Annotated in this window: 35 protein-coding genes and 2 pseudogenes; 34 read left to right on the top strand and 3 right to left on the bottom strand. The window is 34.3% G+C overall.

Features of this window, described 5'->3' with window-relative positions; genetic code table 11:
• From rpsS to WG67_RS02740, 27 genes are all read left to right on the top strand, one after another.
• Positions 1-285: a 30S ribosomal protein S19 gene (rpsS, locus tag WG67_RS02870; RefSeq protein WP_006279181.1), complete on the top strand. Its 285-nt coding sequence runs from the start codon at positions 1-3 to the stop codon at positions 283-285.
• Between the two features lie 5 nt (positions 286-290).
• The gene (gene rplV, locus WG67_RS02865) at positions 291-638 is read left to right on the top strand and encodes a 50S ribosomal protein L22 (RefSeq protein WP_007549821.1); all 348 of its coding nucleotides are present in this window, start codon (positions 291-293) and stop codon (positions 636-638) included.
• 39 nt (positions 639-677) lie between these two features.
• A complete protein-coding gene (gene rpsC / locus WG67_RS02860) occupies positions 678-1,292 on the top strand; it encodes a 30S ribosomal protein S3 (RefSeq protein ID WP_010962753.1) in 615 nt (204 codons plus the stop codon).
• 14 nt (positions 1,293-1,306) lie between these two features.
• Positions 1,307-1,720, top strand: a complete 414-nt coding sequence (gene rplP, locus WG67_RS02855) for a 50S ribosomal protein L16 (RefSeq protein ID WP_010962752.1) — start codon at positions 1,307-1,309, stop codon at positions 1,718-1,720.
• An 11-nt stretch (positions 1,721-1,731) separates the two neighbouring features.
• On the top strand, positions 1,732-1,935 hold the full coding sequence (gene rpmC, locus WG67_RS02850) for a 50S ribosomal protein L29 (protein WP_006279350.1): 204 nt from the start codon (positions 1,732-1,734) through the stop codon (positions 1,933-1,935).
• The gene (gene rpsQ / locus WG67_RS02845) at positions 1,928-2,164 is read left to right on the top strand and encodes a 30S ribosomal protein S17 (RefSeq protein ID WP_007549925.1); all 237 of its coding nucleotides are present in this window, start codon (positions 1,928-1,930) and stop codon (positions 2,162-2,164) included. Before rpmC ends, rpsQ begins: the two co-directional genes overlap by 8 nt.
• A gap of 13 nt (positions 2,165-2,177) precedes the next feature.
• Positions 2,178-2,537 (top strand): 50S ribosomal protein L14, encoded by a 360-nt coding sequence (rplN, locus tag WG67_RS02840; protein WP_006279348.1) that lies wholly within the window; start codon positions 2,178-2,180, stop codon positions 2,535-2,537.
• On the top strand, positions 2,537-2,854 hold the full coding sequence (gene rplX / locus WG67_RS02835; protein ID WP_006279347.1) for a 50S ribosomal protein L24: 318 nt from the start codon (positions 2,537-2,539) through the stop codon (positions 2,852-2,854). Before rplN ends, rplX begins: the two co-directional genes overlap by 1 nt.
• A gap of 6 nt (positions 2,855-2,860) precedes the next feature.
• Positions 2,861-3,394 (top strand): 50S ribosomal protein L5, encoded by a 534-nt coding sequence (gene rplE / locus WG67_RS02830; RefSeq protein WP_010962750.1) that lies wholly within the window; start codon positions 2,861-2,863, stop codon positions 3,392-3,394.
• Positions 3,395-3,410: 16 nt separating this feature from the next.
• Positions 3,411-3,719: a 30S ribosomal protein S14 gene (gene rpsN / locus WG67_RS02825; RefSeq protein ID WP_006279345.1), complete on the top strand. Its 309-nt coding sequence runs from the start codon at positions 3,411-3,413 to the stop codon at positions 3,717-3,719.
• Positions 3,720-3,740: 21 nt separating this feature from the next.
• On the top strand, positions 3,741-4,136 hold the full coding sequence (gene rpsH, locus WG67_RS02820; RefSeq protein ID WP_007551150.1) for a 30S ribosomal protein S8: 396 nt from the start codon (positions 3,741-3,743) through the stop codon (positions 4,134-4,136).
• Positions 4,137-4,152: 16 nt separating this feature from the next.
• Entirely contained in the window at positions 4,153-4,698 is a 546-nt protein-coding gene (gene rplF, locus WG67_RS02815; protein ID WP_007551152.1) for a 50S ribosomal protein L6, read from the top strand.
• 5 nt (positions 4,699-4,703) lie between these two features.
• On the top strand, positions 4,704-5,075 hold the full coding sequence (gene rplR, locus WG67_RS02810; protein ID WP_006279867.1) for a 50S ribosomal protein L18: 372 nt from the start codon (positions 4,704-4,706) through the stop codon (positions 5,073-5,075).
• A 12-nt stretch (positions 5,076-5,087) separates the two neighbouring features.
• The gene (gene rpsE, locus WG67_RS02805) at positions 5,088-5,600 is read left to right on the top strand and encodes a 30S ribosomal protein S5 (RefSeq protein WP_010962748.1); all 513 of its coding nucleotides are present in this window, start codon (positions 5,088-5,090) and stop codon (positions 5,598-5,600) included.
• A gap of 3 nt (positions 5,601-5,603) precedes the next feature.
• Positions 5,604-6,074: a 50S ribosomal protein L15 gene (gene rplO / locus WG67_RS02800; RefSeq protein ID WP_006279863.1), complete on the top strand. Its 471-nt coding sequence runs from the start codon at positions 5,604-5,606 to the stop codon at positions 6,072-6,074.
• 3 nt (positions 6,075-6,077) lie between these two features.
• Positions 6,078-7,406, top strand: coding sequence for a preprotein translocase subunit SecY (secY, locus tag WG67_RS02795; protein WP_010962747.1), 1,329 nt, complete (start codon positions 6,078-6,080; stop codon positions 7,404-7,406).
• Positions 7,403-8,044 carry an adenylate kinase family protein gene (locus WG67_RS02790; protein WP_007550178.1) on the top strand — a complete coding sequence of 214 codons (642 nt, stop codon included), beginning with the start codon at positions 7,403-7,405 and terminating at the stop codon, positions 8,042-8,044. Before secY ends, WG67_RS02790 begins: the two co-directional genes overlap by 4 nt.
• A 59-nt stretch (positions 8,045-8,103) precedes the next feature.
• A complete protein-coding gene (gene rpsM / locus WG67_RS02785) occupies positions 8,104-8,472 on the top strand; it encodes a 30S ribosomal protein S13 (RefSeq protein WP_010962745.1) in 369 nt (122 codons plus the stop codon).
• A gap of 24 nt (positions 8,473-8,496) precedes the next feature.
• On the top strand, positions 8,497-8,883 hold the full coding sequence (gene rpsK, locus WG67_RS02780) for a 30S ribosomal protein S11 (RefSeq protein ID WP_015589137.1): 387 nt from the start codon (positions 8,497-8,499) through the stop codon (positions 8,881-8,883).
• Positions 8,884-8,904: 21 nt separating this feature from the next.
• Positions 8,905-9,972 (top strand): DNA-directed RNA polymerase subunit alpha, encoded by a 1,068-nt coding sequence (locus WG67_RS02775; protein ID WP_012673178.1) that lies wholly within the window; start codon positions 8,905-8,907, stop codon positions 9,970-9,972.
• A gap of 7 nt (positions 9,973-9,979) precedes the next feature.
• Positions 9,980-10,408, top strand: coding sequence for a 50S ribosomal protein L17 (rplQ, locus tag WG67_RS02770; RefSeq protein WP_007550873.1), 429 nt, complete (start codon positions 9,980-9,982; stop codon positions 10,406-10,408).
• A gap of 23 nt (positions 10,409-10,431) precedes the next feature.
• Positions 10,432-10,782, top strand: a complete 351-nt coding sequence (locus WG67_RS02765; protein ID WP_012673177.1) for a YraN family protein — start codon at positions 10,432-10,434, stop codon at positions 10,780-10,782.
• Positions 10,783-10,823: 41 nt separating this feature from the next.
• Complete coding sequence (gene atpH / locus WG67_RS02760) at positions 10,824-11,384, top strand: ATP synthase F1 subunit delta (protein WP_010962742.1); 561 nt, start codon at positions 10,824-10,826, stop codon at positions 11,382-11,384.
• Positions 11,381-12,922 (top strand): F0F1 ATP synthase subunit alpha, encoded by a 1,542-nt coding sequence (gene atpA / locus WG67_RS02755; protein ID WP_070356880.1) that lies wholly within the window; start codon positions 11,381-11,383, stop codon positions 12,920-12,922. The genes atpH and atpA overlap by 4 nt, the downstream gene beginning before the upstream one ends.
• Positions 12,923-12,931: 9 nt before the next feature.
• On the top strand, positions 12,932-13,426 hold the full coding sequence (gene greA / locus WG67_RS02750; protein ID WP_010962740.1) for a transcription elongation factor GreA: 495 nt from the start codon (positions 12,932-12,934) through the stop codon (positions 13,424-13,426).
• Between the two features lie 6 nt (positions 13,427-13,432).
• Positions 13,433-14,086 carry a 3,4-dihydroxy-2-butanone-4-phosphate synthase gene (gene ribB, locus WG67_RS02745; RefSeq protein WP_070356879.1) on the top strand — a complete coding sequence of 218 codons (654 nt, stop codon included), beginning with the start codon at positions 13,433-13,435 and terminating at the stop codon, positions 14,084-14,086.
• Between the two features lie 71 nt (positions 14,087-14,157).
• A complete protein-coding gene (locus WG67_RS02740) occupies positions 14,158-15,438 on the top strand; it encodes a M48 family metalloprotease (RefSeq protein ID WP_070356878.1) in 1,281 nt (426 codons plus the stop codon).
• A 21-nt stretch (positions 15,439-15,459) separates the two neighbouring features.
• Here the strand turns inward: WG67_RS02740 and WG67_RS02735 are convergent, their stop codons facing one another.
• Positions 15,460-15,795 (bottom strand): TrbC/VirB2 family protein, encoded by a 336-nt coding sequence (locus tag WG67_RS02735; RefSeq protein ID WP_070356877.1) that lies wholly within the window; start codon positions 15,793-15,795, stop codon positions 15,460-15,462.
• Positions 15,796-15,890: 95 nt separating this feature from the next.
• Positions 15,891-16,625: a 3-oxoacyl-[acyl-carrier-protein] reductase gene (gene fabG, locus WG67_RS02730; RefSeq protein ID WP_010962736.1), complete on the bottom strand. Its 735-nt coding sequence runs from the start codon at positions 16,623-16,625 to the stop codon at positions 15,891-15,893.
• A gap of 265 nt (positions 16,626-16,890) precedes the next feature.
• Between fabG and WG67_RS02725 the strand changes: the two genes are divergently transcribed.
• Both WG67_RS02725 and WG67_RS08365 read left to right on the top strand, forming a co-directional pair.
• Positions 16,891-18,411: an HlyD family type I secretion periplasmic adaptor subunit gene (locus WG67_RS02725; protein WP_179945706.1), complete on the top strand. Its 1,521-nt coding sequence runs from the start codon at positions 16,891-16,893 to the stop codon at positions 18,409-18,411.
• A gap of 142 nt (positions 18,412-18,553) precedes the next feature.
• Positions 18,554-19,603: pseudogene (locus tag WG67_RS08365) on the top strand (IS3 family transposase).
• Between the two features lie 23 nt (positions 19,604-19,626).
• Here WG67_RS08365 and WG67_RS06185 read toward each other — a convergent pair.
• Positions 19,627-20,459, bottom strand: a pseudogene (locus WG67_RS06185) (IS5 family transposase).
• Positions 20,460-20,549: 90 nt separating this feature from the next.
• Between WG67_RS06185 and WG67_RS02705 the strand changes: the two are divergent.
• From WG67_RS02705 to WG67_RS02685, 5 genes are all read left to right on the top strand, one after another.
• Entirely contained in the window at positions 20,550-21,125 is a 576-nt protein-coding gene (locus WG67_RS02705) for a reverse transcriptase domain-containing protein (RefSeq protein ID WP_227738635.1), read from the top strand.
• A gap of 112 nt (positions 21,126-21,237) precedes the next feature.
• On the top strand, positions 21,238-21,756 hold the full coding sequence (locus WG67_RS02700) for a phage tail protein (RefSeq protein WP_070356876.1): 519 nt from the start codon (positions 21,238-21,240) through the stop codon (positions 21,754-21,756).
• Positions 21,753-22,229: a hypothetical protein gene (locus tag WG67_RS02695; RefSeq protein ID WP_010962732.1), complete on the top strand. Its 477-nt coding sequence runs from the start codon at positions 21,753-21,755 to the stop codon at positions 22,227-22,229. The genes WG67_RS02700 and WG67_RS02695 overlap by 4 nt, the downstream gene beginning before the upstream one ends.
• Entirely contained in the window at positions 22,216-22,680 is a 465-nt protein-coding gene (locus tag WG67_RS02690) for a phage baseplate assembly protein V (RefSeq protein ID WP_012673195.1), read from the top strand. The genes WG67_RS02695 and WG67_RS02690 overlap by 14 nt, the downstream gene beginning before the upstream one ends.
• A gap of 7 nt (positions 22,681-22,687) precedes the next feature.
• Complete coding sequence (locus tag WG67_RS02685; protein ID WP_010082105.1) at positions 22,688-22,942, top strand: PAAR domain-containing protein; 255 nt, start codon at positions 22,688-22,690, stop codon at positions 22,940-22,942.
• Positions 22,943-23,112: the final 170 nt, after the last annotated feature.

Below are 23,112 nucleotides of genomic sequence, written 5' to 3'. Positions count from 1 at the left end.
ATGAGTAGATCTGCATGGAAGCCTCCTTTTTGTCATCCTTCTATATTAAAGTCGGTGAATAATGCTTTAAACAAGGGGTTTGTTAACATGGCTATAAAAGTTCATTCCAGGGCTTCTGTAATTCTTCCTAATTGTTTAGGTTTAAAGTTTGCTGTTTATAATGGTAAGGATTACATTCCTGTGAATGTTAATGATCAGAATATGATAGGTCATAAGTTTGGTGAGTTTTCACCCACTCGTAAATTTACTGGGCATAGTGGTGATAAAAAGGCGACAAGAAGGTAATTGATATGAAAAACAGAGATGTAATAGTTAAAGCTGGTTCTAGGGTTTTAAAATCAACTCCTCGTAAATTGAATTTGGTTGCTGGTTTAGTACGTAATAAAAAAGTTTCTTTTGCCACTGTGCAATTAAGATTTTGTGAAAAGAAAGCTGCAGGTCTTATAAGGAAGGTATTAAATTCTGCGATTGCTAATGCTCAAAATTATGGATTGGATATCGATAATTTATATATAAAAGAAATTTTAATAGGTAAGTCTCTTACTTTGCGTAGGGTATGTCCAAAAGCTATGGGTAGAGCTAATAGAGTTAGTAAACGTTATAGTAATATAACTGTAAAATTGGGGGAAATTATATGATTCATAAAAATAGAAAATTAATAAGGAAAGTGCAAAAATATGGGAAACGTTAATCCTAAAGGATTTAGGTTAAAAATAATTAATACTTGGTCATCTATTTGGTATGCTGAGAAGGGTTATAAACAAGGGTTGCATCAAGATTTATCTATTCGCAGTTATATAAATGAATCTTTTAAGCATGCTGGTGTTTCTAAAGTAATTATAGAGCGTACGATCGATTTGGTATCTGTAATAATACATTCTTCTAGACCTGGAGTGATAATAGGTAAGAAAGGCTCGGATATTGAGAAGATAAAGCAAAAGATAGCTGAAAAAGTAAAAAACAATGTGGAAGTGAATGTAGTAGGGGTTAAAAGGTCTGAAATAGATGCAGTTTTAATATCAAACAGCATTGCACAGCAGTTAGAAAAAAGGGTTTCATTTAGAAGAGCGATGAAAAAAGCTATTCAAAGTTGTTTGAGGATGGGTGCTAGAGGTATTAAGGTAAGTTGTTCTGGGCGCCTTGGCGGAGCTGAGATAGCTCGTACTGAGTGGTATAAAGAAGGCCGTTTGCCTTTGCATACTTTACGTGCTAATATAGATTATGCTTTTGCTGAAGCAAAAACTATATATGGCATCATAGGAGTTAAGGTCTGGGTTTATATTGGTAACTAATTAGGTATATTGAAATGTTTATTCCTAAAAAAAGTAAATATAAAAAAGTATTTAAAGGACGAATTAAGGGTAACACGAAAGGTGGTAGCACATTATCTTTTGGAGATTATGGTCTAAAGGCTATGGAAGCAGGTAGGATTCAATCTAAGCATATTGAAACTGCAAGGCGTGTAATATCTAGAACATTAAAACGCTCTGGTAAAGTGTGGATAAGAATTTTTCCTGATACCCCTGTTAGTAAAAAGCCGGCGGATGTGCGTATGGGTAAAGGGAAAGGTAGTGTTGAGTTTTGGGTATTTAAAGCTAAGCCCGGTAGAATGTTGTTTGAAATTAGCAGTGATGTTCCCATGCATTTAGCAAGATTGGCGCTTGAAAAGGCAACTGCTAAGCTTCCTATGAAGTGTAAATTTGTATCTAATCATAATTAAATGGAATTGCAATGGATATAGCTGACATTGAATCGAGGTCCTCGCAAGAATTGCATGAAATTCTTGTGAATTTGAGAAAAGAGTTTGTTAATTTGGTTTTTCAAAAGAAGCTGGGCCAGTGCAACAATATTTCGCGTTTTAGCTTAATAAGAAAGAGCATAGCTCGTATTTTAACTACATTAAATAAAAGAAGAAGAGAGGAAAAGAATGCCTAAAAAGGTTTTTTGTGGTACTGTAACTAAGGCTAAGTGTGATAAGACTGTAAAGGTTTCGGTATTACAAGTGTATAAGGATGAGCTGTATAAAAAGGTTATAAAAAAATACAAGAAGTATACAGCACATGATGAGAATAATAGTTGTAAAGAAGGGGACAAGGTTTTAATACAAGAACACAAGCCTATTTCTACTACTAAAAAATGGGTTATTGTTAATAGCTCACATTGAATAGGATATTTATATGATTCAAAAAAATACATTGTTGGAAGTAGCTGATAATTCTGGCGCGCGTGCAGTGCTTTGTATTGGTTTATTGGGTGGTAGAAAGTCTGCATCTATAGGTGACACAGTTATTGTATCTACTAAATCTATTACTCCAAGAGGGAAAGTTGAGAAGGGAAAAGTATATAGAGCAGTTGTGGTGAGGGTGAAAAGCCCTATTAGGAAATCTGATGGTTCTGTAATTCGTTTTTCTAGCAATGCTGTAGTTTTGATTAACGATCAAGGTGAACCACTTGGCACTCGGGTGTTTGGTCCGGTAAAAAAGTTATCATCTGGTTCTTTTATGAAGATAATGTCATTAGCTGTTGAGGTTTTATAATGAGTGCTAAAATAAAAAGTGGTGACGACGTTATAGTTTTAACTGGTAAAGATAAGGGAAAAATTGGTAAGGTAATCAAAGTTATAGCACGTGATGCTAAAAAGAAAGTAATTGTTTCTGGAGTGAATGTGCATAAGAGACATACTAAACCAAAAGCTGGTAGTAGTGGTGGTATATTAAATAAAGAGTTAGCTATTGATATATCCAACGTTGCAACATTGGACCCTAAATATAAAACTCCAACTAGAGTGGGGTTTAAGGTTATAGACGGTAGAAAAGTGCGTTTTGCAAAAGTTTCTGGAGAAGTGATAGATTAGGTTGATATGTTTAAAGAATTGTATAAAGATAGCATAGTAAAGTCCTTGAAGGATAAGTTTAATTACGGCAATATAATGCAAGTGCCTAAACTTGTCAAGGTGTGTATCAATATGGGCGTTGGAGATGCTGCTACAGATAGTAAAGCAATAAATGAACCACTTGATAGCCTATATTTGATTGCTGGGCAGAAGCCTTTATCAACTTTTGCAAAAAAATCTATTTCTGGCTTCAAGATCAGAAAAGGTGCTACAGTAGGTTGCAAAGTAACTTTGCGTAGAGATAAAATGTATGAGTTTTTAGAAAGATTGATATATATTGCTTTGCCAAGGGAAAAAGATTTTAGAGGATTTAGTGTGAAGCAATTTGACGGTAATGGTAATTTTTCCTTTGGTATAAAGGAACATATCTCGTTTTTAGAAATAGACTATGATAAAATAAGTAAAATTAGAGGTATGGATATTAATATTATAACAAGTGCAGTTAGTGATAAGGAAGCAAAGGAATTATTACTGGCTCTTAAATTTCCTTTTTTTGATTAATTGAGAGGAGAAATATATGGCAAAAAAATCTATGATAGAAAGAAATCTTCGCAGAATAAAGTTGTGCGATCAATATAAAGAAAAAAGAGAAAAATTGAAATCTATAATAAATAATAAGAATTTGTCTATTGTAGAAAGGTTTACAGCTCAAAATAAATTAATTAAAAAATTGCCTAGAAATTCTTCTAAAACCAAAATTAGAAATAGGTGTGCTTTAACTGGGAGACCAAGAGGAGTATATAGAAAATTTGGTTTATGTAGAATTGTTTTGCGTGATTTATGTTCTTTTGGGCAAATTCCAGGAGTTACAAAGTCTAGTTGGTAAATATAATATAAGGAGTATATTGTGGCGTTATCTGATAGTATTGGTGATTTTTTAACAAGGATACGTAATGCTCAATTGGCAATGCATAGGGCAACAAGGGTACTATTTTCTAAGATGAATTCTTCTATATTGGAGATTTTAAAAGAGGAAGGGTATATCCTTGATTATGAAAAGCAAGTTGTAGATAACTTACCTTCTTTCATTGTAAAATTGAAGTATTATGAGAAGTCACCTGTAATTAGTGACATAGTTAGGGTGTCAAAGCCTGGTTGTCGTCGTTATTCTAAGTATAAGGACATTTCTAAAGCATATAATGGTCTTGGTATTTTTATTATATCGACACCCAAAGGAGTGATGACTGATTATAATGCACATAAATTAAAGGTTGGTGGAGAAGTTTTGTGTCGTGTGTTTTAAATAATAGGAGAAATTCATGTCTCGTATAGGTGCTGCTCCTATCAATATTCCTGCTGGTGTTTCAGTTGAATATAATAATGGTAGTATGTTAATAAAGAGTGCTAAGGCTGAAAAGGAAGTTAGCTTGATCAGGGATGTTGTGTGTCAGATTATTGATAATCAGCTATTGCTTTCTGTTGATCAAGATAAAGATAATTATGATAAAATAAAGCCTATGTGGGGCACTTATAGGAGTAATATTAATAATATCATTAACGGCATGGTTGATGGTTTTTCTGTTAATCTTGAGATTAACGGTGTGGGATATAAGGCAGAGTGTGATGGTAAGTATTTGACTTTATATCTTGGTTATAGCCATAATGTTAAATATAAAGTGCCTAAAGATGTTGAGATTAAGTGCATAAAGCCAACTCACTTAGTAGTTAGTGGTATGGATAAGCAGAAGGTCTATATGGTGGCGTCTGATATATGCAAAATTAGAAAATATGATCCTTATAAAGGTAAGGGTGTTGTAATAAAAGGCAAATTTATGCTGCGTAAGGTTGTAAGTAAAAAGAAGTAATAAAAATGAAAAGATCGTATAATTTTTTAAGTAATTCTGAAAAAAGGAAGTTACGTAATAGAGCGAAGCTTGACAAGAGCGCTGAACGTTTACGTATATCCATATTTAAATCTAATAGGCATTTTTATGTCCAGTTAATTAATGATGTAAAAGGAATAACTCTCACTTCAGCTTCTACTTTGGATGCTAAAATTAAGGATGTATGTAAAGGGAAAGTCAACGCTGAAACTATAAAACAGGTTTCTTCTTTAATGGTTGAGCGTCTGTCTGGCATGAAATTAGAGCAGCAGCTTACGTTTGATCGTGGAGCGTATAAATACACAGGATTAGTTTCTCAATTTGCTGAGGCTTTAAGAAGTTCTGGATTTGAATTTTAGAAGGTTTTGAATATGGCTATAAAGAATTTACAAAATAATAATGATTTATCAGAGCTTTTAGTTTCGGTACGAAGAGTGACAACGGTTACCAAAGGTGGTAGAAGATTTTCATTTTCAATTTTGGTTGTTGTTGGCGATGAGAAGGGTAGGGTAGGGTGTGGAATAGGTAAGCACGCAGAAGTTGCTGAAGCAAGAGTCAAAGCTGTAAATGCTGCAAAGAAATCAATGATTAGAGTGTACTTGCGTGAAGGTAGAACTTTGCATCATGATATTAAAGCTAAATTTTGTTCTGGTGAGATAGTTTTAAGAACCGCAAGAGCCGGAACAGGTATTATTGCTGGTGGAGCGATTAGATCAGTTTTTGAGGTGTTAGGTATAAAGGATGTGGTAGCTAAATCCACTAGATCAAATAATCCTCATAACGTTATATGTGCGGTGTTTAAGGCTTTTGATAGTATGTTATCTCCTCGTCAGGTAGCAAGCAAAAGAGGCAAAAAGATTAGCGAGATAGTTGGAAACAGGTAAAGTATGAATAATGCTGTAAAATTAAACTCTATATTTACTAAATTATCTAAGAAAAAGAAGCCTAAGTTGCTGGGTAGAGGTATCGGTTGTGGTAAAGGTAAAACATCCGGTAGAGGGCATAAAGGGCAGAAGGCTAGAAGTGGAGTTTCTATAAATGGTTTTGAGGGTGGACAACAGTCTATATATACTCGTTTGCCTAAAAGAGGTTTTAAGCCTATACGTAGGAGCATATACTCTATAATTAATGTTGGCGATATACAGCGCTTAATGGAAGCTAAAAAAATAGTGAAAGACTCTGTTATAGATAAGGAGAGGCTGTATAAATTAGGTTTTATAAAGTCTATTAAGGATAAAATTAAACTTCTTAATAAAGGTAAGTTGAGCGAAAAATTTGTGTTTCATGTTGATTTTGCGTCAGAAGCTGCAAAAAAATCTGTAGCTTCAGTTGGTGGTAGTGTGGAAATACTATCGTAAGTCATGGGCAATAAATCAGCATTTAATAGCTTGGATCCTACGTTGTTATATAAAGGCGATTTATTAAAGCGTATATTTTTTACGCTAATAGCTTTAATTTGCTATCGCTTGGGTACTTATGTGCCTATTCCTGGAATTAATCTTGATGTAATTAATGATATATTTCCCAAAGATGGCTCAGGCGTTTTTGGAGTATTTAATTTATTTTCTGGTGGTGCATTGGCTAGAATGACAATTCTAGCATTGAACGTTATGCCATATATAATGGCTTCTATCATTATTCAGTTACTTTCTTCTGCGATTAAAGGAATGAAGGAAGTTAAGAATGATGGAGAGTCAGGCCGTAGAAAGATGAATTCTTATATACGCTATCTGACCATAGTAATTTGTGTATTTCAATCAATTCCAATTTTGGTTGGATTGGAAGGGATGAATAGGGAAGGGGTATTGGTTGTAATCGAACCTGGTGTTATGTTTCGTACAATAGGTGTTTTCAGCCTTTTAGGTGGAACTATGCTTTTAATATGGCTTGGTGAACGAATCAGCGCTAGCGGTATAGGCAATGGTATCTCATTAATCATTTTCACGGGTATAATATCAGAGTTACACAGCGCTTTGTCATCTTTGTTAACGTTAAATAAAAACGGTAGCGTATCGTTATTTATTATCCTTTTTGTTTTGGTATTGTTTTTTTTGCTGCTACTCTTAGTCATTTTTGTAGAGTCTTCTTATAGAAAGGTTATTGTTCAACATCCTAAAAAGCAATTTAAAAGATTACATAATGACGATTTTACTTATATTCCATTGAAGATTAATTTATCTGGTGTAGTACCAACCATTTTTGCTAATGCAATTTTATTGACACCTATTTCAATTGCAAATTTCTATAAGGGGCACGCTTTTTCTGATTTTATTTTGAATTACTTTATGGCAAATAAAGTAGTATATATTGTAGCCTATTTGGTGCTGATAGTATTTTTTAATTTTTTCTATACCAATTTTATATTTAATCCAGAGGAAAACGCAGATTTTCTTAAAAAAAATGGTGGTTTTATACCTGGTAGAAGGCCTGGGAAACATACTTCTGATTACCTTCAAGATATAGTTTTTAAGTTGACATTCATTGGCTCTGCGTATTTGGTAGTCATATGTACTGTACCTGAAGTTATGAGATATTATTATGATATACCATTTATTTTTGGTGGGACGAGCTTACTGATTATAGTGAACGTTATTACTGATACTATTATGCAAATACAATCTTATATTTTTTCAAATAGGTACGACAACTGGATAAAGAAATATGAGTCTAAAACGAGGAAAGTAAGATGATCATTACGATTTTTGGTCCTCCAGGTTCTGGTAAAGGTACTCAGTCAAGCTTGTTAATAGCAAAATATAATTTAAAATTAATTTCAGTAGGGGATTTATTAAGGAATATTATATCTAGCAGTAGTGAGTTAGGTAAAAAAATAAAGGGTACCGTGGAATCTGGTAATTTAATTCAAGATGAAATTATATGTGGATTATTACGTGACCAGCTTGCATTAGTGGATGATAATTGCTTATTAGATGGTTTTCCGAGAAATTTAAACCAGGCTCATTTTTTGACTCAAGTTTTGCAAGAAAAATATAATAGGGATGTTGACATTGTAGTTGAGCTGCAGCTTGACGATAATATTGCAATCGATAGGTTAAAAAATCGTCTCGCGTGTTTGGACTGTAAAAGCATATATAGTGTATCTTCTTTTAAGAGTACTACTTGTGCTAAATGTAAAAGTACGAGGTTAGAGAAAAGAATTGATGATGCTGATATGTCTGCAATTAATAAGAGAATAAGTGAATATCACCTTCAAATGAAAGGTTTACGCGAGTATTATAAAGGCAAATTATTAACAATTGACGCTAATTTGAGTGTTGATGAGGTAACGCAAGAGATTGAAAGTAAAATTTCTTGTAATTTGGTTTGACTCTGAGTTGTTTTATGGTATAAATTAAGAGTTGTTATTAATAAAGTATCGAGGTACCAGTGGCACGTATTGCAGGCATAAATATTCCAGTGAGGAAATGTGTTCCTTTTGCATTAACTTATATATATGGTATAGGTATTGCTACTGCGAATGTAATTTGTCACGCTTGCGAAGTTGATAAGCGCAAACGTGTTTCAGAATTACGAGATGAAGATATAGAAAAGATCAGCGGTTTCATTAGACAAAATTATGTTATAGAAGGTGAGCTCAGAAAAGAAGTGGCTATGAACATAAAATCTTTAGTGGAAATGGGATGCTATAGAGGGGTGAGACATAGAAAAGGTTTACCTGTGAGAGGGCAAAGGACTCATACTAATGCTAAGACTCGTAAAGGTAGATCTCGGTTGCCTATTGCTGGGAAAAAATAAAATTTATTATTATTGTGAGTTTTAATGAAAAAAGTCAAAACGGTTAGTAAGAGTAAGAAGGAGTTTATTACTGGTGTTGTCCATATTCGTGCAACTTTTAATAATACTTTTGTAAATGTAACTGATGTTCATGGTAATACGCTATGTCAAACTTCTGTGGGTGCATGTGGTTTTTCAGGTTCGAGAAAATCCACACCTTATGCTGCAGGTAAGGCTGCGGAGTCTGCTGCGAAGAACGCAATGGAGAGATTTGGTATGAAGGTTGTCTCTGTAATAATTCGCGGCCCTGGCTTTGGTACCGAAGCTGCGGTTAAAGCACTTCAGAGCTGTGGGTTGACTGTGACTTCAATTGCAGATAAAACCGCAATTCCTCATAATGGGTGCAGGTTAAGAAAAAAAAGAAGAGTATAGGATATTTGAAAAGGTTGTTTTATGTATTATAATAATGATGTTTCTCTCTGTAGCAATTTAGATAAATTGATTAAACCTAGTTCAGTTAAGGTAATATCAGATGATTCAAGTGAAAAAAGTGATATAGTGCTAGAACCGTTGGAAAGTGGTTTTGCTTTAACATTAGGCAATGCATTAAGACGTGTAATGTTATCTTCTCTTAAAGGTAGTGCTGTTTATGGAATAAAAATTGAAGGTGTAACTCATGAGTTCACTTCAATTCAAGGGGTGAGAGAAGACGTAACTGATATAGTATTAAATATGGGTATGTTGAGGTGTAAATTAAATGGTGCTTCTAATAAATGCTTAAATTTAAACGCTAAAGGGCCTTGCCAGGTATTAGCTGGGATGATAGAAACTGATGATCAATGCTCTATTGTTAATAAAGATTTGTTAATATGTACGCTGGGGCAAAATGTGGAGCTTAACATGACCATATATGTGGCTAGCGGAAAAGGTTATCTTCCTGTAACTAAATATAAAGAAAATGAACTTTTGAAGCTTATGAGTGAACAGGATTTAATTGGTTTTATTCCAGTTAATGCTTTGTATAGCCCTGTCAACAGGGTTTCGTACAGGGTAGAGAACAGTCGTGTTGGCCAAGTGACTGATAAGGATAAGCTGATATTGTCAATTGAAACTGATGGTACAATTTCTCCGAGTCAAGCTGTTGACTCTGCTGCAAGAATATTACAGGAGCAACTTCAGCCCTTTATTAGTTCTGATGTAAGTTATAAAAAATCGCAGGTTTCTTCGTCTAGTGGTGCTAAAGATTTGGGTTATGACCCTGTCTTATTGCGTAAGGTAGATGAAATGGAATTATCTGTCAGGTCTCATAACTGTCTGAAAAACGAAAACATCACTTATATAGGTGATCTTGTACAAAAGACAGAAGGTGAAATGTTAAGAACTGCTAATTTTGGCAGAAAGTCTTTGAATGAGATTAAGGCAGTTTTGACTAATTTTGGCTTGTCTTTGGGTATGAATGTGCTAAACTGGCCACCTAAGGATATAGATGAGTTGGCTAAACAACATACTGATGAAGATTAGGTGATATATGAAACATGGAATAAAAAAACGTAAACTATCTCGTTGTACTGAACATAGATTATCGACGTTAAAGAATCTATCTATCTCATTAATTAACCATGAGCAGATTGTAACTACTTTACCAAAAGCTAAGGAACTTCGTCCATATGTCGAAAAGTTTATTACAATTGCTAAGAATAAGAATACTTTACATGGTAGAAGACTTTTGCTTTCACGCCTTCATAATAGTAAGTTAGCAGTTGATAAGTTATTAAACGTCTTAGCCAGCCGTTATCAAGATCGTAAAGGTGGGTATTCTAGAATAATAAAATTTAGCACTCGAAAGGGTGATTGCGCTTCAATGGCAGTGATAGAACTGGTTGATAGGGATATTGCAGCAAGAGGTAAGGTTTATAGTAAAAATAAAGAAGGAGGCAAAGTAGTTACACAAAGTTAATTGTTATCATAATTGTTCTTCTTGTGGTAAGTAGGTTACGCTACTTTGTAGGTTACTTTGGCGAGTTATTAGTTTTAGTATATTTAAAACTGAAATGGTATAATGTTATAAAACGCCGTTACCGTTGTAAGTTCGGTGAAATTGACTTAATTGTATCTAAAAAAAAGGAGCTGATTTTTATAGAAGTTAAAACAAGTTTACTTGGAAAAGAAATACCGATATCTCATCTTCAATGTCAGTCTATTATAAATTCTTCTAAGTATTTCTTAAGTAAAAACCTTAGTTTTTTAGATTATTCAGTCAGATATGATTTATATTTTCTTTCCTTAAAGAGAAGACCTGTTTATATAAAAAATGCTTGGATTGAAGAATGAAAGATTTGTAGCTGAATTAATTTAGATTTACTGGATTTAATATGAAAAAGACCCAATACAATAATTTAGTTTCATCTTACGCTAGAGTGCTATTTCATGTCTCAGGAAGCAGGTTAGGTATTATAAGGAAAGAAGTAGAATTTTTGTTGGCTTTTTTTAAGGATCAACGTGATGTTTTTGTGTACCTATCTCATCCTATGATTTCTTTTGCACACAAAAAAGAAGTGATGCTTTCTATAAATGAGCACTTGAGTGAGAATTTAGTAAAATTTATTATGGTTATATTTGCAAATAAACGCTCTAGTTTATTGATCCTTATATTAGAAAAATTCTTAAGTCTTGCAAGAGAAAATGAAAATGAATTCGAAATTACTATAAAGTCAGCAGAAACTTTAAAGGAATCTGATATAAAAATAATTACTGAATCTTTGAGCTTTCTTGGTAAAATAATAAAAGTAAGCAATGTGGTTGACCCTTCTATACTAGGTGGCTTCGTAGTTAGGTATGGTTTTAATTTGATCGATGCTTCGCTAAAAAGTTACTTGGATAGGTTAGTTGACTTAAGTAAAATGGAAATATTAAAAGTAAGGAATTTTGTATGAAGAACAGTATGAATGTTTCTGAGATAGCAAGTATAATAAGAGAAAAGGTTGAGATGTTTGATAATCCTATAAAGCGGGAAAATATAGGTGAAGTAATTTCAGTAACAGATGGTATCGCATTGGTTTATGGGCTGGAAAAAGCAAAATTCGGTGAAAAGGTATTTTTTGCAAGTGGTGTAGAAGGAATAGTTCTCGATTTAGATCATAATACGGCTGGAATAGTTGTGCTTGGTAATGACCGTGATGTGAAAGAAGGGGACGTTGTAAAATGTAGTGGTGATGTTGTGCAGGTGCCTGTAGGGCATGAATTGTTAGGGAGAGTTGTAAATGCGTTGGGCCATCCTATGGACGACGGTGGGGAAATTAGAGCCAAAAACAGAATGGATATAGAATCTAAAGCGCCAGGCATTATTGATCGTAAGTCTGTGCATGAGCCACTGCAAACAGGAATTAAAATTATAGATTTGCTAATTCCAATAGGTAGAGGGCAGCGTGAATTAATTATTGGTGATAGACAAATTGGTAAAACTACTATTGCGCTTGATACTATTATCAATCAGAAGAAGATTAACGATGAGGTAAACGAAAATCAAAAAGTTTACTGTGTTTATGTTGCTATTGGGCAAAAAATTTCAACAGTAGCAAAAGTGGTAAATAAGCTGAAAGAAAGCGGAGCATTAGAGTATACAACTGTAGTTGTGGCTAGTGCATCTGACTGCGCGCCTATGCAATTTTTAGCACCTTATGCTGGTTGCACTATTGGGGAATTTTTCCGTGACAATGGAATGCATTGTTTGATTATATATGATGATTTATCTAAGCATGCTGTGGCATATAGGCAGATGTCTTTATTGCTCAGACGTCCTCCTGGTCGTGAAGCTTACCCTGGAGATATATTCTATGTACATTCTCGCTTGCTTGAAAGAGCTGCTAAAATGTCTGATAAAAAAGGGCAGGGTTCTTTAACTGCTTTGCCAATTGTCGAAACTCAAGCTGGTGATGTATCCGCATATGTGCCAACAAATGTTATTTCAATTACCGATGGGCAGATCTTTCTTGAGTCTGAATTATTTTATAAAGGATTTCGACCTGCAGTAAATATAGGTTTGTCGGTTTCACGGGTTGGTTCTGCTGCACAATTAAAGTCTGTGAAAAAAGTTGCTGGTTCTATAAAGCTAAGCTTAGCTCAGTATAGAGAATTAGAAGATTTTGCAAAATTTGGTTCTGATCTTGATGCTAGTGTTCAATTATCCTTGAATAAGGGTAAATATCTTGTTGAGTTATTAAAGCAAAAACAACATTTACCTATGTCAATAGAAGAGCAAGTAGTGCTGATGTATATTTTTTCTAACCTGTATAATCAGTTAAGTAAAATACAAATAAGTAACGTTAATAAATTTGAACATGATCTTGTTAATTATTTTCGTACTGTACACCCTGGGGTTTTAAAAAAGTTGTCAAATGACATGAATGGTGATATAAAAGGTGATATTTTTAATATTGTGAGTAATTTTGTTACTCAATTTAATTGCGTTTAGGTGGTAATTATGGCTTCATCTATTATTAATAAATTTCCTATGACGAGGGAAGGTTTTGAGAATATGCAAGCCGAACTTGAAAAATTAAAGGAAGAAAAGCCTTCTGTTATACAAGCTATTTCTGATGCTCGTGATCAAGGTGATTTGTCTGAAAACGCAGAGTATCATGCTGCACGGGAAAGGTTAGGTTTTATTGAAGGCCGTATAATGGAGATAGAAAGTAAGCTCTCACATGCGGAAGTAATAGAAGTAAAAAATTTGTCTGGTGATTCAGTAATATTTGGTGCAACTGTGACATTAAGAATGTTAAGTGATAATAACGGTGAAGTGGAATATGTTTATAAGGTTGTAGGCGAATATGAAGCTGATGTTTCAAAGCAGTTAATATCTACTAGTTCACCACTCGGGAGTGCCTTAATCGGCAAAAAAGTCGGTGAGTATGTGGAAGTGACAGTGCCAAATGGAGAGAAATTGTATAAAATAGTTAAGATTGAATTTAAGTAAATTATTATGGTACAGGCCACTTATGCTTCAATGAGTCTACCCGGTATTTCTTCTGTGGAAGATGTATTAGAGGATGCTCGTTCCGGTAAATTCTTCATTTTAGTTGATGATGAAAGTAGAGAGAATGAAGGTGATTTGGTTGTCTTAGCTGAAAAAGTAAAACCAGAACATATGGCTTTTATGGTTAGATACGGTACTGGTATTGTATTTTTAGCTATGACAAAGCTTCATATGAGTAAACTAAATCTTGAGTTTATGAGGAAGAGCAATGTAGATGAAAAGCTTACTCCTCATACTGCATTTACTACGTCAATTGATGCGCGTTATGGCATTACAACAGGTGTTTCTGCTCATGATAGAACGCATACGATACTTACTGCCATTGATGAAAAGAGTACTAAGGACGATATTATTACTCCAGGGCATGTTTTCCCTATTATTGCAAATGAAGGCGGGGTTTTAGCACGCAATGGTCACACTGAAGCAAGTGTTGAAATAGCAAAGTTGGTTGGTCTTAATCATGCAGCTGTAGGGTGTGAATTAGTGAATGATGATGGCTCTATGATGCGCTTACCTCAGTTGCTTAAATTTGCTGAACAACATAAAATTAAGTTAACTACCATCGACAAACTTATCAGTTACGTTAAAAAATTAAACTAGCGTTTATAAATTTGTATAATTTAAGTGTTAAAATATAAAATTCCTGTAAATTATACAAGCACAGAATTTTCATGTTTAGAATTGCTAAGTTTTTGACCTTATTGTTCTTTCTTGCATATTATAATAATGCTTACTCTATTAACATTATTAGAGATAGTGAGGTGGAAGCAATAGTGAAAGAGCTAGCGCAACCTTTATTTTCTGCTGCAGATATTGATCATGATCAAGTGAAAGTTTTTGTAATTAATGACAGTTCGATTAATGCTTTTGTAATTAACAATAACAGTATCTTCATTCATTTAGGGCTTTTACGATATTCGGCTAAACCTTATGTCTTGCTTGGTATATTAGCACATGAGATTGCTCACATATCTGCTGGTCATATATTGCAAATGAGTAGTGCTATGGGTTATTTTCAATCGATAGCAATGATTAGTTATATGGTAGGATTAGTTTCTAGTATTATCATTAACCCTCAGGTTGCTGGTGCAATTTTGCTTAGTGGTGTAGCACTCAGTTCAAGGCTATTTTTTAACTATTCTCAAGAGCAAGAAAGTGTAGCAGATAGCTATGCTTTAAGGTACCTTGATGAATCTGGCTATAATAATTCAGGTATGAAAGAGATTTTTGATTATTTTAAAAGTATTGAGCATGAGAATACCGAGGAATATTTCCGTACTCACCCACTTAGTGAGAAACGTATATTTGCTGTACAGAATTATAAGGTCAAAAACAACGTAAAACCAATTTTTGCGGATAAGTTACTAAAGTTTGAGCGTGTGGTTGCAAAGCTAGACTCTTTCTTTGCTCCTATTCATGTGTTATCTAATAAATATGAAGATAATTCTGAGTATGTAAATGCTATAGTTTGCTATAGGCAAGGAAAGATAGAGGAGGCTATTGCTAAAGTTAATTCATTGATTCAAGAGTCACGCAATGACCCATACCTATATGAATTAAAAGCAGAAATGCTATACAAGGCTGGAAATTTAAGTGAAGCAATAAAAATGTATGAGGAATCGCTTAGGTATTTATCTGAGAAAAACAGTTATTTAGTGAAACTTGCATTATCTCATACTTTATTATTACACGGTGATGCAAAAAAGGCAATTTTTTACCTGGAGCAGATTTTGAATGTAGAACCAAATAACGCTTTTGTCTGGAAATATTTAAGCGTTGCATATAAATGTGACGCTGATACGGCAATGCATTATTTTGCTTTGACAAAAAAGGCTTGTATTGAAGGTGATTTAAAGCAATTTACAAAATATGCTGAGCTAGCTGTTAAAACTTTACCAAAAGATAGCCCTTATTTGTTGCAAGTTGAAGATATGAAGCGATTTAATGGATAACAAAAAAGCATTTCTGTACTTTTATGGGTTTCTCTTTCCACAATTTTCCAACATAGCTTTTGCTTCATCGCTTACATTGGGCATAATTTTCGTTATGATAGTTTTAGCGCCAAAAAATACACCACAGAACATGCCAAGAGCAAAGAGGGCTGGCCACGGCATCCTGCCAAATATTGCAAGCAAAGCTGCACCAATTATTACTACCGTCATAAGTGGACCGCCTATCCCCCAAACATAACCAATAATATTGCATATTACTTTAGTTGTGTCATCCATATCAGGGTCAGCTGCATAACCTGAGAAAGAGAAAAGCAATACTACGCAAAAAACACTAAAAAATTCCATTATAGAGCTCATTTTTTTGCCTCTAAATAATAAATTAACGTAAACCTACACCTACACATATTTTTATTTTAAAGTAAAAATTATAATTTGTCCATACATAAGTGTTGCTACATAAATAACCCACCATTAATGTTAAGCACATGCCCTGTTATATATTTTGCTTCATCACTTGCTAAAAATAAGACCCCTGCTGCTATTTCTTCCCCTGTTCCCATTCTTTTCATTGGAATATTATCTAATATTTTTCCCTTTTGCACTTCATTTAAAACTTCAGTCATTTTAGTATCTATAAACCCAGGAGCAATACAATTTACTGTTATATTACGACTTGCAACTTCTTTTGCTATAGATTTGCTCATAGCTATTATTCCAGCTTTAGACGCTGCATAATTTGCTTGCCCGGCGTTTCCTGTCAGCCCTATTATTGAGGAAATATTTATAATTCTTCCCCAATTATTCTTAATTAGTTTCCTGCATGCTTCTCTACTCAGCTTAAATGTAGAACTCAAGTTAATATCAATTACTTTTTGCCATGTTTCATCTGTCATTCTCAATAATAAACTGTCTTGCGTAATGCCCGCGTTGCATACAAGCCCGTCAAAGCCTTCCATCAACTCACTTGCTCTGTTTACTAGTTGATTTACTTCCTCAGCATTTGATAAATCACAAGGGAGTACGTGCATATTTTTTTCATATTGTTTAGCAACTTCTTCGAGCACTTCTTTTTTTGTGCCAGAAACACATAAAGTTGCTCCGGCTTTGTGCATAATTTTTACAATTGCTTGCCCTATTCCGCCTGATGCACCAGTAATCAGGAACTTTCTGCTTTCCAATCCAAACATAATAACTTTATATTATCTTAATTCCTAACAGAATATTGACTAGTTGGCAATAGATTCCTTACATAATATAAGTAACTCAGATATTCACAAAATAAAGGAAAAGTTATAATAAAGTTAAACGTCAAAAAATTTTAAAAACATAGTTATGCAGGAATTGTTACTAAATAGTTTATTCTGGTGCTCTACAGTCTAAATGGAATGCTTAAATTATAGATTCTTTGTTTTTGTGTGTTATCTTGAGTTAACACAAATTCACAGTAGTATTATGATCAGTAAGTTAAAAAAGCTTAGCACTGGATTTTCTTTGACAGGCTTGATTGGCCATAGTGATAATATAAATATGCAAGGAGCAAAAAATAAAAAGAAGAAGTACCCAAAATTTTTGGATAAGACGTTCGCATTGATTGATGCGATGATAAATTTTATTTTAAAACGTGAAAGTGATAACGTAAATGAAGTTCTGAGAGTAACATGGGGACCACTATTTTTTGGTCTGGTAGTAATACTTATCTTTTTTGGGATAGGTGGTATTTGGTCGGCTATAGCTCCAATTGACGGTGCGGTGCATGCAAGTGGAGAAGTTATTGTATCTTCAAATAGGAAAATAGTTCAACACTTGGGTGGAGGAATAATAAGCAAAATTTTAGTCAAAGAGAGCCAAGCAGTTAAAAAAGATGAGCCTCTAGTTTTGTTGAGTGATGTTAACGAGAAGGCGAATTTAAGTATTATCAAAGAGAAGCTCTTATCATTTTTAGCAACAGAAGCAAGGCTTCTTGCAATCAGAGTAGATTTGGACACGCTCGAGTTTCCTGATGAGGTTAAAAAATTATCTCACGATGAACTTGTAAATAAAGCGATAAAGAATCAAGTAAAGTTGTTCAACTCTCAGAGAAAGAGCATATTGGGAAAAACAGACATACTGCAACAACGTATAAAGCAGTTAAATGATGAATTAGCGGGGCTAAACTTTCAACTAAATGCAGCTCATAAGCAATATGACTTGATAACTGAGGAGTTGGAAACAAAAAGACAATTACTTGATAGTGGCCATATAAGCAAACCACACATTTTAGCTTTAGAAAAGCAGTTTGCTGAAATTGAAGGCAGAGTTGGACATTACCGTTCTGCAATATCTCAAGTGCAGCAAAAAATTGGAGAGAACGAATTAGAAATTATAAACGTGAGAAACGATTCTCAAGAAAGAGCAAACGCTGAACTTAAGGAAGTTAGTACGTCTATTGCAGACTTGAAAGAGAGGCTGATGGTTGCTGAAGATTCATTAGCACGTACAATAATTAAATCGCCTCAAGATGGGATAGTCACAGATATAAGATACCATACTGAAGGTGGTGTTATACAATCTGGAGTTCCGATCATGAGCGTAGTGCCATCGGATGATGACCTAATAATAGATGCTAAAATTCAGACCAGAAACATAGAAGAGGTACTGTCGGCACAAAAGAAAGATAGCAACATAGTCTCTATTGATGGGCTAGAAGGGCTAAAGGTTAAAGTCCGGTTAAGTGCTTACAGTGCACGTCGTTTAAGTTTAATTAGTGGTATAGTAAGCCATATTTCTCCTGACGCTCTTGATGATCCAAGACTAGGGCGTTATTATTCAGTACGTGTAGTGATACCAAAACCAGAGCTTGCTCAGTTTAAAAACGTATACCTATACCCTGGTATGCCAGCAGAAGTGTACATAGTTACTCAATCTCGTACTCTTTTATCATTCTTGTTTACGCCTATAATTGCAACAGTCGATAGGTCTTTTATAGAAAGGTAGCTCACTCGTTAAAGTAGTAGTGAAAGTGCCGTAATAAAATTTAGGTACATAATTAGACAATAGGCTTCTTGACCTTACCCAGAAAAAGTGGAGAGAAAGAAAGGAGTTTTTTCGGGTAAAATAAAATTTTGGAGGATTAGAAATGGCAAGAGAATATACGGCAGAATTCAAATTGGAAGCTGTTAAGCTGGCAAATGAACAAAGAAAGGTAGGTCAACCAGTTGCAAAAGTAGCAAGAGATCTAGGAATAAGGGATAGTGTATTAGGAAAATGGATGAAGAAATATAACGAAAAAAAGTCAGCGGCAAATGCATTTCCAGATGTAGCACCTTATGACAAAGAGAGATTTGATTTACAGAAAGAGTTAGCAAAAGTAACAAGAGAAAGAGACATTTTAAAAAAAGCCCTGGCCAGTCAAAAAGAGTAAAATATTTTTTCATAAAAGAGCATAGTAAACACTATAAAGTGCAGGAATTATGTAGGGTTTTCTGCTAGTGGCTACTATAAGTGGACTACAAGGAAAATAAGCAGTAGAGAATCAGCAAATAAAGAGTTATTAGCAGATATTCAAAAAATATATCAAGCTTCTAAATGTAGATATGGAGCTCCTAAAATTCATGCTGAATTGAAGGCTTTGGGTAAAAGTTGCAACTTAAAAACAGTGCAAAGTATTATGCAGAAAAATGGTATTCAGGCTATATTGAGAAGAAAATTTAAAATTAAGAAACAACAAACGGACAGTAGCTCCCAATATATTAGACCAAAACTTTATTGTCGATCAACCAAATAAAGTATGGGATTAGGGGAAGAAATAGCAGCAGGGNNNNCTATATTTGGCAACAATAATTGATCTATATTCACGCATGGTAGTTAATGAGCAGTTCAATAAATAAACAATTGGTTATGGACTCTTTATTAATGGCCGTTAACAAGCGTAAACCTGCCAAAAATCTACTATTACATAGTGATCAAGGTTCACAATATACTTCGCAAGGTTATCAATATCTCTTATCCATAAAAAACATAGATGAGTTATAAAGGTTGTTGTTACGACAATTCTGTTGTGGAAAGCTTCTTCAGTTCTCTAAAAAGGGAGTTACCAATAGACACCTCTCGGCACTCTAAACAGCATATCAAAACTGCTATATTTGAATATATAGAAATTTTTTATAACAAACAACGTCACTATTAGAGGTTGTCCGGAAACTAGTAAATTCAAGCATATTCCCTCTTTAACATAACCCTACTCATAGCTAGGTATATGAAATTCTCAGTGGATGTTGTGAGTAAATCATACTCCTTCGATAGCCTTCTATTCCTATTAACCCAAGCAAAAGTCCTTTCTACAACCCATCTTCTTGGCTGTACTTTAAACCCTTGTTCTCTTGTTGGTAGTAGCTCAGGTGGCGTATCTTTGTGCACCCAAAATCTACATGGAGGCCTTTTAACAATTTCAATATCTATGTCATATTCTTCCTTTATGTGATTCTTTAAATTTCTTCCTTGGTATCCCATGTCAGCCCACATTTTTTTAACTTTAGTATATTTTGTTCTCATATTGTTTAATGCTATTTTAATACCATCTCTATCATTTTCGTTAGCAGCGCCTACGTAACAACCTAGTATAAAACCCTGAGTGTCTGTAATTATATGCCTTTTTCTACCCTTTACTTTTTTACTTCCATCATAGCCTTTGATCCCCCCTTTTCTGTAGTCTTTACAGATTGACTATCTACTATACAGGCACTCGGCTGCTCATTCCTTCCTATTTTTCTTCTACTATATTTTGTAATTTCATAATTCATTTTCTCAAAAATTCCCTGCTTCTTCCATTGCCTGAACTGCTCATACACAGTCTTCCATAGCGGAAAATCATTTGGTAAATACCGCCATTGACACCCTGTACGCAATACATAGAAAATTGCTTCTAATATTTCTCTTTTGCTATACTTTGGCGGCCTTCCTCCTTTCTTGTATGATACTCTGAAGTGTTTTTCTATTCTTGCCCATTCCCTTTCGCTTAGATCTGTTGGATACTTTTTTCTCATCTTTACCCCGTACTAAAATTTCAGATATTATAGCCTTTTACTTATTTCCGGACAACCTCTAATGCACATAGTGTAAGTATATATTAGCTAATAAGGTTTTGCGACGATTTTGTAGTTGGCTGCGAGAGGGAAGAAGACGCAAAAGAATTTCTAGAATTACTGAAACAAAGACTAAGTAAATTTGGGTTGGAAATAGCTGAAAATAAAACAAAAATAGTAAAGTTTGGTAAGAAAGAATGGTATCAAGCAGAAAGAGAGAAACGTAGGACGGCTAGCTTCAACTTTCTAGGATTTACACATTATTGTGGAAAAAGTCGTAATGGTAAACTTATGATGAAGCAGAAAACTTCAAAAATAAGCCTAGCCAGAAAGATTAAAGAAATCAAAGAATGGTTGAAGATGGTACGAAGTCGTATCTGTCTCAAAGATTGGTGGCAGAAACTTAAAGCCAAACTAACAGGACACTATAGCTACTTCGGAGTTAGCGGAAATTATCGGTGTTTGATTCAATTCTATCGACCGGTAACAAAGTTAGCATTTAAGTGGATAAACCGACGTAGTCAAAAGAAAAGTATGGATTGGGAACAATTTATACACTATTTAAAAGTAAATCCATTACCAAAACCAAAGGTATATGTTTCTTTATACACAGGAGCACTAGTGTGAACGCTGTATTGTGGAGCCGTGTGCGGGAAATCCGCAAGCACGGTTCTTTTGGGGAGACTATGGTTATGAGACCAAATCGCTGGTTTCAAGGTCATGAGTCTCTACCAGACCTATTAATATAGAAGTTACTGATAATATTAATAAGGTAATTGAAAATGTAAATGCTGAAAGGAAAAAAGTGGAAAAAGCAGCGGTGAGGGCATTGAACAAAACAGCACTATGGTTAAAAACGCAAGCAGCTAAGGAAATTAGTGAGGAAAAGAAGATAAAATTAACGGTAATGAGAAAAAGGCTAAGAATTTTTAAGGCTAAGACAAGTAGGTTAGATGTATTAATGAGAGCAAATTTATATGATATTAGGGTATCAGCAATTGGCAAGATGAGACAAACAAGAAAAGGAGCGAAAGTAGGAAAACATAAGTTTATAGGAGGATTTATGGCAACACAAACAAGAAAAGGAGCGAAAGTAGGAAAACATAAGTTTATAGGAGGATTTATGGCAACACAAGAGGTAAAATTAGGACTGGAACCAGAAGCATCAAAAATAATAAAGGAGCTAGTTAATTATGAAACAGAAGGGATATTTGAGAAATATTTTGAGCGTGAATTAAACTATATTGTAAAAGTATGATTTTAATTGAGTTGCACAAAGCAATTTGCAGAATGTTGAAGAAAGAAATACCAGCGATACAGACATGTGAAATATATCCAATGATAAGAAGGGAAATAGTAGCACCAGCGGTATTTGTGGAATTGTCAAGTTTAGAGCAAGGAAAAGATTCAGGAACAGAAGAATTAGCCCTGAAAGCAAGATTTGAGGCACGAATTGTGATTGATAGCACAATAGAGAATGCAGCTATTATTGTCAGAGAATTAGCTGCTGAGGTTGCGAGAGTAGTAAATAAAAATACTTGGAACGTAAAAAATGTTTCGCCAGGTGAATTTATATCAGCAGAAATTGACGGATTTAGGCCAGAATTAGACGCGTATTTAGTGTGGATGGTAGACTGGGTGCATGAAGTACACTTGGGTCGATCTATTTGGGAAGAGGGAAAATTTATGCCACACAAAATAGAAATCGGTGAAATAAATGTTGGAAAGTAATTTTGCTATTTCAGAGTTGCAAAGAAAGTTAGCTAACATTGTACGTATTGGGCTTGTGAAAGAGGTAGATTATGAAAAAGCGAGAGTAAAAGTGCAAATAGGGGAATTTTTAACAGATTGGTTGCCATGGATAACAAGTAAAGCAGGAAAAGATAGAAATTGGTCTCCTCCAGATATCGATGAACAGGTTATTATACTTTCTGCGCTAGGAGAACTATCATTAGGGGTGGTATTAGCAGGAATATATCAGGAAAAATACCCTGCACCAGAGAATAAAAAAGAAATAAATAGTGTAAAAATTCAAGATGGGACAAGATTGTTATATGATAAAGAGAAGCATCATTTAGAGATTGAAGTAGTGGACAAAATAACATTGAAAGCTGGGGAATCAAGTATAGAGATGACAAGGAGCGAAATAAAACTGAAAGCAGATAGAATAGAACTTAATTAATTGGAAAATGAATAAATCAGTTGTGCGAGTAGGAGATTATTGTGGAGAAGCAACACCACATTTTTGCATTAGCGGCAGTAATAATGTTTTTGTAAATGATTTCCCAGTCTGTAGGAAAGGAGACAATTTTAACGAAGGAAAAGTAATGATTCAAGGATCAAAAACAGTGTTTGCAAATGGTCATGGTGTAGGAAGAGTAGGGGATTCAGTATCTTGTGGGTTAAAAGTAATAAAAGGCAGTAAAAGCGTCTTTGCAAAATAGAAATGAAGGGTATGGATGGTAAAACAGGAAAAGCGTTAGAAGGAATAGAGCACTTAAAGCAATCAATAGTAGAAAACGTGGAATTAATAACCCAACAGAAGACATAGTTGTGAAAGGAAATTAGTGAGGAAAAGAAGATAAAATTAACGGTAATGAGAAAAAGGCTAAGA

Source organism: Wolbachia endosymbiont of Drosophila incompta (assembly GCF_001758565.1).
In the GTDB taxonomy this organism is placed as follows: Bacteria; Pseudomonadota; Alphaproteobacteria; order Rickettsiales; family Anaplasmataceae; genus Wolbachia; species Wolbachia pipientis.
Note: the sequence above shows the minus strand (reverse complement) of the source record. Positions and strands in the feature narration are given on the sequence as shown.

What these genes read in the sequence shown, in the direction of transcription:
- fabG (WP_010962736.1), bottom strand. Translation starts at nt 16,625, where the DNA reads ATGTTTGGATTGGAAAGCAGAAAGTTCCTGATTACTGGTGCATCAGGC.
- atpA (WP_070356880.1), top strand. Translation starts at nt 11,381, where the DNA reads ATGAAGAACAGTATGAATGTTTCTGAGATAGCAAGTATAATAAGAGAA.
- rplO (WP_006279863.1), top strand. Translation starts at nt 5,604, where the DNA reads ATGAATAATGCTGTAAAATTAAACTCTATATTTACTAAATTATCTAAG.
- atpH (WP_010962742.1), top strand. Translation starts at nt 10,824, where the DNA reads ATGAAAAAGACCCAATACAATAATTTAGTTTCATCTTACGCTAGAGTG.
- rpsS (WP_006279181.1), top strand. Translation starts at nt 1, where the DNA reads ATGAGTAGATCTGCATGGAAGCCTCCTTTTTGTCATCCTTCTATATTA.
- WG67_RS02740 (WP_070356878.1), top strand. Translation starts at nt 14,158, where the DNA reads ATGTTTAGAATTGCTAAGTTTTTGACCTTATTGTTCTTTCTTGCATAT.
- rpsQ (WP_007549925.1), top strand. Translation starts at nt 1,928, where the DNA reads ATGCCTAAAAAGGTTTTTTGTGGTACTGTAACTAAGGCTAAGTGTGAT.
- rplQ (WP_007550873.1), top strand. Translation starts at nt 9,980, where the DNA reads ATGAAACATGGAATAAAAAAACGTAAACTATCTCGTTGTACTGAACAT.
- WG67_RS02725 (WP_179945706.1), top strand. Translation starts at nt 16,891, where the DNA reads ATGATCAGTAAGTTAAAAAAGCTTAGCACTGGATTTTCTTTGACAGGC.
- rplP (WP_010962752.1), top strand. Translation starts at nt 1,307, where the DNA reads ATGTTTATTCCTAAAAAAAGTAAATATAAAAAAGTATTTAAAGGACGA.
- rplE (WP_010962750.1), top strand. Translation starts at nt 2,861, where the DNA reads ATGTTTAAAGAATTGTATAAAGATAGCATAGTAAAGTCCTTGAAGGAT.
- rpsE (WP_010962748.1), top strand. Translation starts at nt 5,088, where the DNA reads ATGGCTATAAAGAATTTACAAAATAATAATGATTTATCAGAGCTTTTA.
- rpsC (WP_010962753.1), top strand. Translation starts at nt 678, where the DNA reads ATGGGAAACGTTAATCCTAAAGGATTTAGGTTAAAAATAATTAATACT.
- rplN (WP_006279348.1), top strand. Translation starts at nt 2,178, where the DNA reads ATGATTCAAAAAAATACATTGTTGGAAGTAGCTGATAATTCTGGCGCG.
- rplF (WP_007551152.1), top strand. Translation starts at nt 4,153, where the DNA reads ATGTCTCGTATAGGTGCTGCTCCTATCAATATTCCTGCTGGTGTTTCA.
- WG67_RS02775 (WP_012673178.1), top strand. Translation starts at nt 8,905, where the DNA reads ATGTATTATAATAATGATGTTTCTCTCTGTAGCAATTTAGATAAATTG.
- secY (WP_010962747.1), top strand. Translation starts at nt 6,078, where the DNA reads ATGGGCAATAAATCAGCATTTAATAGCTTGGATCCTACGTTGTTATAT.
- WG67_RS02690 (WP_012673195.1), top strand. Translation starts at nt 22,216, where the DNA reads ATGTTGGAAAGTAATTTTGCTATTTCAGAGTTGCAAAGAAAGTTAGCT.
- ribB (WP_070356879.1), top strand. Translation starts at nt 13,433, where the DNA reads ATGGTACAGGCCACTTATGCTTCAATGAGTCTACCCGGTATTTCTTCT.
- rpsN (WP_006279345.1), top strand. Translation starts at nt 3,411, where the DNA reads ATGGCAAAAAAATCTATGATAGAAAGAAATCTTCGCAGAATAAAGTTG.
- WG67_RS02695 (WP_010962732.1), top strand. Translation starts at nt 21,753, where the DNA reads ATGATTTTAATTGAGTTGCACAAAGCAATTTGCAGAATGTTGAAGAAA.
- rplV (WP_007549821.1), top strand. Translation starts at nt 291, where the DNA reads ATGAAAAACAGAGATGTAATAGTTAAAGCTGGTTCTAGGGTTTTAAAA.
- rplR (WP_006279867.1), top strand. Translation starts at nt 4,704, where the DNA reads ATGAAAAGATCGTATAATTTTTTAAGTAATTCTGAAAAAAGGAAGTTA.
- rpsK (WP_015589137.1), top strand. Translation starts at nt 8,497, where the DNA reads ATGAAAAAAGTCAAAACGGTTAGTAAGAGTAAGAAGGAGTTTATTACT.
- rpmC (WP_006279350.1), top strand. Translation starts at nt 1,732, where the DNA reads ATGGATATAGCTGACATTGAATCGAGGTCCTCGCAAGAATTGCATGAA.
- greA (WP_010962740.1), top strand. Translation starts at nt 12,932, where the DNA reads ATGGCTTCATCTATTATTAATAAATTTCCTATGACGAGGGAAGGTTTT.
- WG67_RS02790 (WP_007550178.1), top strand. Translation starts at nt 7,403, where the DNA reads ATGATCATTACGATTTTTGGTCCTCCAGGTTCTGGTAAAGGTACTCAG.
- WG67_RS02685 (WP_010082105.1), top strand. Translation starts at nt 22,688, where the DNA reads ATGAATAAATCAGTTGTGCGAGTAGGAGATTATTGTGGAGAAGCAACA.
- WG67_RS02735 (WP_070356877.1), bottom strand. Translation starts at nt 15,795, where the DNA reads ATGAGCTCTATAATGGAATTTTTTAGTGTTTTTTGCGTAGTATTGCTT.
- rplX (WP_006279347.1), top strand. Translation starts at nt 2,537, where the DNA reads ATGAGTGCTAAAATAAAAAGTGGTGACGACGTTATAGTTTTAACTGGT.